Origin of the sequence: Picosynechococcus sp. PCC 11901 (assembly GCF_005577135.1) — a bacterium.
Lineage (GTDB): Bacteria > Cyanobacteriota > Cyanobacteriia > Cyanobacteriales > MRBY01 > MRBY01.
On sequence record NZ_CP040361.1, the window covers coordinates 158,244 to 169,328 of the forward strand.

The window sequence follows — 11,085 nt, forward strand, 5'->3', positions numbered from 1 at the left end:
GAAATCTACCATCGCGGGGTAGAGAACATTTGGGTAGTACTAAAGGGGTAATGATGAATTTTAGTGATGGATAAAATTCCACAGTAGTTCAATGTGATTAAATACACACCTGGAGAAAACTAAGTGGCTATGTCCACATTTTTGATGGTGTATTGAGATAGACCGCAACAAACCCATCATTACCTTTTAGGTTTCACCTAATTGCGTAAGCAAAAAGCACTAGCACAACAAAAGCCAGATGTTACTTAAGAACAAGGAATAAAGCCAAACTCAATACGGTAAATGACATCCTCTAAAGTCACATCCACCGTATCAATACCCATAGAAGTAACTTCATCACCGGAACGGGGTCCCCAAGCGCTAATGTTAGTGTTAATGCCAAAGTTTGTTGTAACCGGTCGAGTGCAAGCATTGACCGCTGAGAGGGCAATATCGACATTACGTTCAAAATCGCTTTGAAAGCCTGGGCCAAAGTTGCTGCGGTCAACCCACCCGCCACTTGCACCGAAACTCGCAAAAGTATTCAGCGTACTACGTGCCCCCGATACATTAGGAATATTGGCATAACCTAAATAGCGGAGATTCACTGGCTGTACTGTGTAACCGCTAGGAACATCGAGCTTCATACGAATATTGCAAGAAGCCCGTTTAAATTCCCGTCGGGCCGCTTCGGTATACATTTCACTAAAAATAATTGAAACCGAATTCCCATTCACAATCCCGAAGGCACTGCCAGGAGGACAGCCACTACCATTTACAATGACTGGTACACGTTTAAAGGCAAACCCTTCTTCTGCCTTGACGACTTGAACATTCGCAGTGACCATACCCGAAGCAGCCAATAGACCTAAAAAAGCGTGTTCTAACTTCATTTCAATTACCTCATTAATGATGCAGTTTCCAATTCGTTTTTCTAGATTTAAAGTTCTAGATTTCAAGAAAGTCAAAAGTTCGCCAAAAGATTTGACGCAGCTATTTATTAACTAGTGGGAACCTCGATTAATTGCTTTTTTGACGATTTTTTGAGCCTGAAACAACGAGGATACGTTGCCGATCTGGCGAAATTTTGAATTTTTCGAGGTTCCCTAGTGATGGTATATTAATGCTTTCTTTTTTGAAGAGGTATTGCAGATTGTGTTAGGGTATTTGACTAGATTGGTTATCAATTGTTTCCAATTTTTAGATTTATTTTACGGGAACAAAATTCAAGATTTTTAGTCGATCCAGGCGCTGTTTTCAGAATCGCTCAAAATTAATATTTTTTAGAGGGTGTTTATAAAGTAAAGATAAAGAGAACAGGATTTTTGCCCGTGAAGTCGTTAAGGTCAAGCATAAGCGTAACGACACAGGAGAATAGCACCAATGTCTCAAGCTTCTTACCCCAGTGACCTGACCGATGCAGAATGGGCTTTACTAGAACCCTTGATTCCTGCTCCAAAGTCCGGCGGTCATCCACGTACTACTGATATGCGACAGGTCTGCAATGGGATTTTCTATCTCCTCAAAACCGGTTGTCAATGGGCCTATCTGCCCAAGGACTTTCCTCCCTCCTCCACGGTGTACTACTACTATCGCAAATGGCAGAAGCAGGGAGTTTGGGAAAACATCAACCATGCTTTGCGGACTCGCTGCCGTCAAGCAGTGGGGAAAACCCCAGAACCTAGCGTCCTGATTGCCGATAGCCAATCGGTCAAGACGACAGAAAAAAGGGCGATGTCTATGGCTTCGATGGCGGGAAACAGGTCAAAGGAAGACGGAGAAACTTGCTAGTCGACAGTTTAGGGTTACTTTACAAAGTGATAGTCTCCGAGGGAAATAGCTCAGAACGAACCTTTGCCCTTGCTGCAGTGATGGAGCTAAGGGAGCAGCAACAGCAGATGTTGAAGCGATTGCGGTTGATGTGGGTAGATGCTGGATATCGAGGAGGACGCTTTGCCTTAAGTCTCTGGTTAATGGTGCAAGCCAAGGTGGAAGTGATTAGTAGAAACAGTAAAGAATTCATGGTACTCCCGAAGCGTTGGATTGTTGAACGTACATTTGGTTGGTTGAATTATTATCGTCGCCTTAGTAAAGACTATGAGCAATTATCAGAAGTGTCGGAGGCAGGGATTTATGCTTCCATGAGTCGTCTGATGTTGCGTCGGCTAGTTTCCTAAAGATTTACTTTATAAATGGTCTCTTACATCTAAATCCCAACTAGGTACCTCTCTTTTTTTTCAGAGATATTAATAAGCCAATTAAGAATCTCCCGATACCTGAGTTTTAATTAATTGGCCAATATTTCAGCAAACTCTAGGAATAGCACTAATTCGGAAGGAATATATCCATTAAATCTGAGAGGATACCTGAACGGCATCAAATGCTATTGAGTCGCTACCCTAAATCTCTTCATGTGGGGGACGAGACTTCATTGACTTAGCATTTAGGGGATTTTCCTAGCCTGGGGGAGCAAGGGGGGCTTTGCCATCATTATTCCAAACCAACCCTAAGAAGAGTGAATAACTCTCCACAAAATAAGTCGACATCCAAACGCTTGAACCGTAGTGTAGAATATTCGAGAATGATTATCATTTTTTATTATGTCGATACCCCCACCTCGCCCAGAGTCTCCTTTAGCCACTGTTGTAAATATTTCTACTAAAGCCACAACCCCTGCTAAAACCACTGATGCTACGACTCCTGCTGAAATAGCAATATATCGGCCCCGTCGACTGCGACGGACAGCTGCTTTACGCCGCATGGTGCGGGAAACGGCTTTGACGGTGAATGATTTTATTTATCCTCTATTTGTCATGGAGGGTGAAGGACAAAAAGCGAAAATCCCTTCGATGCCTGGCTGTTTTCGTTATTCTTTGGATTTGCTATTAGCTGAAGTGGCGACAGCTTATGACCTCGGCATTGGGGCGATCGCCCTTTTTCCGCTGATCCCTGATTACCAAAAAGACAATGCGGGTACCGAAAGCTATAATCCTGCCGGGTTAATTCCCAGGGCTATACGGGCGGTTAAAGAAGCCCTGCCCAATATGGTCGTTATCACAGATGTAGCCCTCGATCCTTATAGCAGTGAAGGTCACGACGGTATTGTCGAAGACGGAGAAATCCTCAATGACGAAACAGTCGCTGTCCTGGTCAAACAAGCCCTCATGCACGCAGAAGCAGGCGCTGATTTTGTGGCACCATCAGACATGATGGATGGTCGCGTAGGAGCGATTCGCCGCGCCCTCGATGCCGCAGGCTGGATTAATGTAGGGATTCTCGCCTATTCCGCTAAATATGCATCCGCTTACTATGGGCCATTTCGAGATGCCTTGGATTCGGCCCCTCAGTTTGGTGACAAAAAAACCTACCAAATGGACCCGGCCAATGGTCAAGAAGCCCTCAAAGAAGTGGAATTAGACATTCTCGAAGGGGCTGACATCGTGATGGTTAAACCGGCCTTAGCCTACTTGGATAACGTGAGTTCGGGTTAAGCCGAAGGCTGTAATGCCCAGTCTAACTGTAGCGAGGGCTTTTTCGGCTGATGGCAGTAGGCGATTAAGCCACAAAGTATATTCACAAAGCAATTCACCGGACTACGATGGCGGGAATGCTCAATTTGTGAAATATTCTTTAACTGGTCAATCACTGTCTCAATAATGAAGCGCTTTCTCGATAATAATTTATCTGTCAAACGCATTAATCTGTTCTTCATGTTGCGTTTTGGCTTCGCAAAAAACTCAATCCCATAGGTTTCCCGTAACTTCTCCGTTAACGGTTGAGAAACGTAGCCTCTGTCTGCAAAGACTTTGCCAAATAATTGCTGCACTAACTCCTCTACGGGTTTTCTGTCATCTACATTACCTGCGGTGATTTGAACATTGAGCAACTCTCCCAGTTCATTGACCACTAAATGAAGCTTAAAACCATAGAACCAACCCACGGAAGTTTTGCCGAGAGCCACAAGACCATCAAAGACCTTGTGACTGTGAATACGCCTACTGTGACAGACTTTTAGGCTTGTCGCATCAATGAAACTGATACCTGTGCAGCTCCCGAAACAATGCTTTAAATACACACATAAAGGCACAATCGTCGAAGGTATCCACTCGATAAAACGCTGATAGCTGACGAGGTGTGGAAAGGCTTCTCGCCAATGTTGACAAACATACTTTTCGTAGAAATGTTTGAAATTACGGTAGGATTCGCGATGAAAGGAGATCAAGATTGTCAGAATTTCGCTGAGGCATAAACGACGGGAGCGAAGTCGAGTCACTGTACCGCCTTGAATTAACTCTTGATGCCAGAGAGGCTCAAAGATTTGACAGAAGTCATCCACATTACAGAAAAGTTCTTCTAGACTAGACATGGGGTGAGTAGATTGGTTTAGTTTGGACACTTCCAGACTACTCTACCCCTCTTCCCTTATCCCGAACTCACGTTTGGATATTATCTATCGCATCAAACAACGGACAAATTTACCCGTCGCCGCCTACAACGTCAGTGGGGAATATGCCATGGTCAAAGCAGCGGCCAAACGGGGTTGGCTGGATGAACAAACCGTCATGCTAGAAACCTTGACCAGCATGAAACGGGCCGGGGCTGACTTGATTTTGACCTATTTCGCTAAGGAAGCGGCTATAGCTTTACAGCAAATGTAATTCGCTGATCTTCCCTACATCTAAAACCAGTCAGTCATCCTTCGGCGCGTTGCCGCATAAAACTTGCAGGGCGATCGCCCTCCGACAACCAACAAACCACTAATTGATAAAACTTGATCCCATGAATTTACCCATTTCCTTGACTGATATTCGCCAACAAACCATTAATACTGAAATCAAACCACCAGTTTCAGAAGCCGAAATGCAGGCAGCCGTGCGCACTTTATTACTCGGCTTAGGCGAAGATCCAGATCGTGAAGGGTTACGCGATACGCCGAAACGATTGGTCAAAGCCCTTAAATTTTTGACATCTGGCTACCATCAATCCCTTGATGAACTCCTCAATGGGGCCGTGTTCCATGAAAATACCAATGAAATGGTCTTAGTGCGAGATATTGATCTGTTTAGCTCTTGCGAACACCATATTTTGCCGATTTTAGGCCGCGCCCATGTGGCCTACATTCCAAATGGTAAGGTGATCGGCCTCTCTAAAATTGCCCGTATTTGTGAAATGTATGCCCGGCGTTTGCAAGTACAAGAACGCTTAACCCAACAAATTGCCGATGCCCTTCATGGATTATTACAACCCCAGGGGGTCGCCGTTGTGGTTGAGGCAACCCACATGTGCATGGTGATGCGTGGGGTCGAGAAACCAGGATCTTGGACGGTGACCAGTTCAATGCAGGGCATATTTGCCGACAATGACGCCACTCGCCAAGAATTCATGGAGTTAATTCGCCATCGTCCTTCGTTCCACTAGAAAATATTGATTCCCCTGAGAATCTAAAAAAATCCCCCTAAACCACCAAAAAAGGTAATTTAGGGGGAAATTCTGCTTTTTTTGGACGAAAAAATCAACCAAATCCCACGGTGCCATAGCGCACTGTCCGAAAGGTCACTTGGTCTGTATTGGGATTGTAGAGGGTGTAGGTGGCTTGCTTGGGGACTCGGCCCACACTGCCAACACCAACAATCAAACGGGCGGCAGTACCAACAGAGTCGCCAATAGTATAGTTCTGACTGACCGCAGTCTGGTCAAGGGTAGTGACTGTAGCCGCCAATTTTCCGGTGCTCACCTGATATTGGAAGGTTTGGCCCGATCGCCCGCAAAAAAGACGATTACTCCCCGTACGGGACAGACGATCTAATAAAACCAAAGGAGAAATGTTTGGTGTGAGGGCTTCAAACACCGTCAGGCTACTGCCGTGAAGCAAAAGACAGTCTAATTCTGCAAAGCCGAAGTGGAGTTGTCTAAACCATTGCACCGTTTCTAAGGGAACATGATCCCACAGTTGCTTGAGCATGGCACCACCTTTTTCTGCGAGAAAAGGATTTTCTTCGGGTTCTGCTGCTAAACCCCGCACGATTAGACATTGTTCTTCCCAAGCACCCTTACAGACCTGGGGCATCAGTTCGCCTTGTTTCGGGTGGCGGATGCGCTCTACAACGGCATTACCTGCCGGGGTTCCGTCAATTAGATCGCCTAGAATATATAGCTCTGTGACCTTGGGGGTTTGTCGCCGAATATCTTGTAGTACCGCTTCATAGGCCGCTAAATTCCCTTCGATACCGCTTAAAATTGCCCACTGCATCATCGTTATACTCCCCGTTCGCAAAGGTGGCTTGGATCGTCGGCCCGTTCGGCAAATTCCATCCCCTGAGCTAAGCGCCAGGCAAAAATCGGCGGTAATCCTTTTTCGATAATCGCCCCACAGGTTTTGTGATAGTCATATTCCACTTCCCGTAATGTCACCTGATCGCCATCGTAAATGACATAAGTTGCATTGGGGCGGCCATGGCGCGGCTCACCGACAGACCCAGCATTAACAATCCGTTTAACGGGGGCGGTAAATTCCTGCTCTGGGGCGATCGCCTTCCCGGAATTGGTACGGACAGAAAATTTCAGAGAATGCTGATCAAGGGTGCGCACATAGGGCACATGGGTATGGCCACAAAACAGAATATCTGCCCCCGTGCTCAAAACCCGCTCTAGGGCGAGGAAACCATCTAGTTCTGGCAGTAAATATTCATGCTGACTTTGAGGACTGCCGTGGGTAAAAGCCAGTTGATCCTGCTTGAGCACTTTTGGTAACTGGGCTAGATAGGTGCGGGTTTCGGGGTGAATTTCTTGGTCTGTCCATTGGTGGGCAACTTTACCCCGTTTTTCTGCGAGCAATGATGGATAACTGCATTCGCAGGCATTTAAACCATCGACAATATCTTCATCCCAGCAGCCTTGGACAGTGGGAATATCCAGCGATCGCACGAGGGTCACCACTTCATTGGGGTAGGGGCCATAGCCGACCAAATCCCCTAAACCATAAATCTGGTCTACATTTTGGCTGTCAATGTCCTTGAGCACCGTCGTTAAGGCTTCATAATTCCCATGAATACAGGAAATAACGGCAATTTTCATGATTTTGAGAAGATTTTCTTAATTTTGTTAGACGTTTTAGCAGGCTGAATAAATTAGGCGTTTAATTTTAGGTATAGACATACTGTTGTTCTGGGTCAGGTTGCTGCCGTTGTCGCCGTATTTGCCCTTGGTAATAAGCCAGTAATTCATCATTGAGACAGCAATCTGGGATGGTAGCGGCCATTTGTCGCCCATCGAGTTGAGTGCCGATCACTTCTAGGCCACTAAAGCGTTCGGGTCTACCTTCCAGCCAAGGCTCACAGGGAAGCTCGCGATAGAGACTGTCTGCCATCCCTGCCACATAGTCGAGATAAAAAGCTCTGCCATCAATGATTTCGACAATGCCCTTGGCCCGCTGGATCTGGCCATAGGCCCCGGCGGTGAGTTCATCCCAAAAAATATTGAGGCTCGCCGGATCAAAGACCTGACCCCTCAGGGGCGATCGCCACACCTGAATTTCATTCGTCGGCAGCGGTAGGGGTACTTCAATCAATTGATCGGCCCAATCATGCCAAGGGGAACTGGCGATCTGCTCGGAGACAAAGGCCAATCGCTGACAGGGAAAACCAGCCTCTTCCAATGCTTTTAGCAATTCTTCCCCAGACGCTAGGGCCACATAAAAACCAAGCTCTAAGATGGCGATCGCCCCCTGTTCTACAGCGCGGATCAGTTCAATTTCCTGCCCTTCTTCTAAAAACTGCCAATGGGGAAACTCAAGGGCAAGGCAATGGCGATCAATGGCACAGTCCACCGTCCGCGGTGCGAAATAGGTAACAGGCACCGTTTTCCCCTGGAATTGCTGCCGGAGCCACTGGGTTTTTCCGGAGCCCGCCAGACCGGCGATCGCCACGATAGCTGTTTTTGTCCAATCGATCATTATGTTTTCTTCCTGCTAGCGGACAAGCCAGCGCTTGGTTCAGTGATTTGTTATTATCGATATTTTGATAATAATTATCATTTTTATTTAAAGTCGTGAAAATGTCTATCCCCCCAAGAATTTCCGTCAAGGCGATGCAGCAGTGTGACATTGCAATTATTGGCGCAGGCGTCCAGGCCCTGACCTTGGTGCTTCATCTTTTAAAAAAACGTCCCCAGTGGCGTAAGCGAATTGTTGTTTTTGATCCCCATGGTTGTTGGTTGGCCCGCTGGTCTCACCAGTTTGCGGCCCAGGAGATTCCCCATTTGCGATCGCCGGCGGTACATCATCCCCACCCAGATCCCTTTGCCTTGCGCAGGTTTGCTGAGGGACGCCCCAACGAACTTTTTCCGCCCTATGATTTACCCAGTACCCAACTTTTTGAAGATTTTTGCCGAGAGGCGATCGCCGAATTTCAGTTAGACCAACGACTAATCGCCGCAGCAGTTACAGAGTTAATCCCTCCCCAGAGAGGTCAACGCAAATTTTGTTTAACCCTCGATAACGGCCAACAGTGGCAAGCCAAGCGGGTCGTTCTAGCGACGAACCAAACCCAACGACAGCTACCAGATTGGCTGGAACAGATCGAAGCTAGCTATCCATCTGATCGTCTTTGCCACAGTGATCGCGTTGATTTACGGAAGTTACATCTTCAGGGTGAAAAAATTGTCATTGTTGGTGGTGGTCTCTCCACAGGTCATCTCGCATTGGGGGCGATCGCCCGCAATGCCCAGGTTACGATCGTTGCCCGTCGCCCTTTCCAGGAGAAACTTTTTGATGCCGATGCAGGTTGGTTAGGGCCGAAATATCTCAAGGGATTTGCCGCTGAAACCGATTGGCAAAAACGCCACCAAATGATTCTGGAAGCCCGTAATGGCGGTTCCCTTACGCCAGCGGTGATGACCCAGCTCCGCCGCGCCGAACGCCAGGACAAAGTTACCCTCAAGCCCAATTGCCAAATCCAAGCCGCCCATTGGCAAGGGAATCACTGGCAGTTGCACTGTGACAATGGGGAAATTCTCCAGGGCGATCGCCTCTGGTTAGCAACGGGGAGTCGCTTTGATGTCATGGCCGAACCCCTACTCACGAAGGTGATGGATCGCTATCGCCAACCAATCTTGAACGGTCTCCCTATTTTGGATGAATATTTACGCTGGCAAGGCTGTGATCTGTTCCTCATGGGGGGATTGGCCGCCCTGCAACTTGGCCCCACCGCTCGCAATATCTCCGGGGCGCGTCTGGCTTGCGATCGCCTTGTCCCTGCCCTAACCAAGTCAAGTCTACAACGCATTTACCAAGCGAATACCTGCTCTGGAGTTAGCGCCTAGCAATGTAGGTGTGAATGAAGAGTTTTTAGGAGTTTGCTCTAAGTTTAGAGACATAAAAGGCGATCGCGGTGGGATCATTACTTCAAAAGTACAAGTTACCCACCTAGCCTGCTGGAGTTTTTGTGTACTTTTGTTAAATTATGGCTGATCTATGACTTCGGCTAAATACTTCCAGGATACTTTGCTTTTCATCGCGCTAGCCCATCAATATTAAGCTGGCCTGTGCTGATCTTGGGCGAGCGCCTTTTCTTTTCCTGGAGAAGATCCTGTAGAATTAGAGAAATTTAAAAAAGATGAGGGTCGGCGAAAATCTGCTTCCACCAACCCAACAAAGAACTTTTTGCACCGGTTCTTAATGGGTACATTCTAGCAGCTTTTTTGCTGATTCTCCAACCCCCCATCTGGAGAATAAAAAAAATGACTGCCTTTGCCATGATTACCGCCGATAGTGACTACCTCCTCAACCAAGTCAGTCGCTGCGCCGCCACCCTCTACAACTGGCTTCTACGCAAACGTCCCGCCGGTACAACCTTTGAAGTAGACCTCGATACTTTCCGCCACTGGACTGGCAAATTCCGCAAGAAACCCTACTGTTCTAAGTGGATCCGCCAGGCCGTGACCGAACTCGCAAACATTGGTCTCGTCGATATTCAGCGCCAGTACAACAGCAAAATCTACAAACTCGCCGCTTATCGTCCCGGGAATAAAACTTCCCAAATTGAGAACAAAACTTCCCAGTTTGGGAATAAAACTTCCCAAAAACGCGCCTCAAACCCTGATGCTGCCGTACCTTCTTATATAGATACTAAAGATCCAACAGATCAGGCTTGTTCTGCTGTTCAATTAAAATTTTCTTTTTTGGACTCTCAAGTGACTGATGTATTGGAACAGAAAACTCAGTCTAGCCAAGGGGAAAATGTTAAAAACCATGAAGCTGGAAATGCAGTAACTGGTGAAACTCACAAGTTAGACCGAGAGAAAGAAAAAGCGGCAGGTCAAAGTGTAGATTCAACAAGAAATGTTTGTGATCACGATAATGGGCTGGTGACTGAGAAATCGGCGATGATTGGGCCTAGGGAGCAAGGAGAGAGTCAATCAACTTCTAATTCTGGGAAAAGGGTTGAGTTTTCAACGGAATCAAGGGAATTGAGGCAAAAAGAGAAAGAGAAAGATAAGCGAACTCCAGTTCAGGAAGCTAAGGATGGCGCAACCGAGACTATTGAGGAAAAGCAATCGCAGACGGAAGAAGCGGATAAAGCGGATGTGGTGGTGAATGCCCAAGCCAAGGCTCATTTGGAACGGCTTGATGATCTAGGGATTGTGCTGAATCCTTCTCTGGTGCGGTTAGTGAAAACGACGGCGGCAGAAATTATTGAAGGGGCGATCGCCGCCTATCAGCGGTATCGGCGTGACCACTATGTGAAAAATCCAGCGGGCTTTTTTGTTTATGCAGTCAAGAATGCAGTGGCCAACAATCACACAAGCGAAAGGGCGAATTTCTTCTACTGGTTTGAGGCGATGAAGAAGTTGGGGCGTTTGGGTTACTACGAAGAGGTGGATGGGGATTATCTAGTGCGGGATGGCATTCATCTGGTGTCCTGGCAGGTGCTAGTGGACCGGGGCTGGACTTGTGAGTATTTGCAGAAACGACTGCAGCGCTAAAGGCTCTAACATCAAGTGATTTGGCTTCGTAACTTACCCTAAAGACAGATCTCGATTTTCAACTGAAAATCGAGCTATGGAAAAAATCATAATGCATTCTCGATCAAAAACAATTAATCAAAAACG

9 protein-coding genes and 2 pseudogenes are annotated in these 11,085 nt (G+C 46.9%); 6 read left to right on the forward strand and 5 right to left on the reverse strand.

Going from position 1 to position 11,085, the window contains the following annotated elements; genetic code table 11:
• Nucleotides 1–245: 245 nt before the first annotated feature.
• Nucleotides 246–827, reverse strand: coding sequence for a DUF4360 domain-containing protein (locus tag FEK30_RS16525; protein ID WP_255448038.1), 582 nt, complete (start codon nucleotides 825–827; stop codon nucleotides 246–248).
• 535 nt (nucleotides 828–1,362) lie between these two features.
• Here FEK30_RS16525 and FEK30_RS16530 point away from each other — a divergent pair.
• Both FEK30_RS16530 and hemB read left to right on the forward strand, forming a co-directional pair.
• Nucleotides 1,363–2,156, forward strand: a protein-coding gene (locus FEK30_RS16530; RefSeq protein ID WP_138071976.1) for an IS5 family transposase whose coding sequence is annotated in 2 segments (ribosomal slippage) — nucleotides 1,363–1,696 and nucleotides 1,696–2,156 — 795 coding nt in all. Because the reading frame shifts where the segments join, the coding sequence is not laid out codon by codon here.
• Between the two features lie 423 nt (nucleotides 2,157–2,579).
• Nucleotides 2,580–3,452: pseudogene (gene hemB, locus FEK30_RS16535) on the forward strand (porphobilinogen synthase); the annotation flags it as partial.
• Nucleotides 3,453–3,466: 14 nt separating this feature from the next.
• Here hemB and FEK30_RS16540 read toward each other — a convergent pair.
• Nucleotides 3,467–4,345 carry an IS982 family transposase gene (locus tag FEK30_RS16540; RefSeq protein ID WP_138071026.1) on the reverse strand — a complete coding sequence of 293 codons (879 nt, stop codon included), beginning with the start codon at nucleotides 4,343–4,345 and terminating at the stop codon, nucleotides 3,467–3,469.
• Between the two features lie 73 nt (nucleotides 4,346–4,418).
• Here FEK30_RS16540 and FEK30_RS16545 point away from each other — a divergent pair.
• Together FEK30_RS16545 and folE are read left to right on the forward strand one after the other, a co-directional pair.
• Nucleotides 4,419–4,637, forward strand: a pseudogene (locus FEK30_RS16545) (porphobilinogen synthase); the annotation flags it as partial.
• A 121-nt stretch (nucleotides 4,638–4,758) separates the two neighbouring features.
• Nucleotides 4,759–5,397: a GTP cyclohydrolase I FolE gene (gene folE, locus FEK30_RS16550; RefSeq protein WP_099238270.1), complete on the forward strand. Its 639-nt coding sequence runs from the start codon at nucleotides 4,759–4,761 to the stop codon at nucleotides 5,395–5,397.
• 94 nt (nucleotides 5,398–5,491) lie between these two features.
• On the opposite strand, the gene FEK30_RS16555 is transcribed toward folE, so the two are convergent.
• The 3 genes from FEK30_RS16555 to FEK30_RS17190 form a co-directional block, all read right to left on the reverse strand.
• Nucleotides 5,492–6,232, reverse strand: coding sequence for a metallophosphoesterase family protein (locus FEK30_RS16555; protein WP_138073921.1), 741 nt, complete (start codon nucleotides 6,230–6,232; stop codon nucleotides 5,492–5,494).
• Nucleotides 6,233–6,234: 2 nt separating this feature from the next.
• Nucleotides 6,235–7,053, reverse strand: coding sequence for a metallophosphoesterase family protein (locus FEK30_RS16560; RefSeq protein WP_138073922.1), 819 nt, complete (start codon nucleotides 7,051–7,053; stop codon nucleotides 6,235–6,237).
• 67 nt (nucleotides 7,054–7,120) lie between these two features.
• Nucleotides 7,121–7,930 carry a GTP-binding protein gene (locus tag FEK30_RS17190; protein ID WP_255448040.1) on the reverse strand — a complete coding sequence of 270 codons (810 nt, stop codon included), beginning with the start codon at nucleotides 7,928–7,930 and terminating at the stop codon, nucleotides 7,121–7,123.
• 101 nt (nucleotides 7,931–8,031) lie between these two features.
• Between FEK30_RS17190 and FEK30_RS16570 the strand changes: the two genes are divergently transcribed.
• Together FEK30_RS16570 and FEK30_RS16575 are read left to right on the forward strand one after the other, a co-directional pair.
• Nucleotides 8,032–9,297, forward strand: a complete 1,266-nt coding sequence (locus FEK30_RS16570; protein WP_255448041.1) for an FAD/NAD(P)-binding protein — start codon at nucleotides 8,032–8,034, stop codon at nucleotides 9,295–9,297.
• Between the two features lie 417 nt (nucleotides 9,298–9,714).
• Complete coding sequence (locus tag FEK30_RS16575; protein ID WP_138073923.1) at nucleotides 9,715–10,959, forward strand: hypothetical protein; 1,245 nt, start codon at nucleotides 9,715–9,717, stop codon at nucleotides 10,957–10,959.
• Nucleotides 10,960–11,085: the final 126 nt, after the last annotated feature.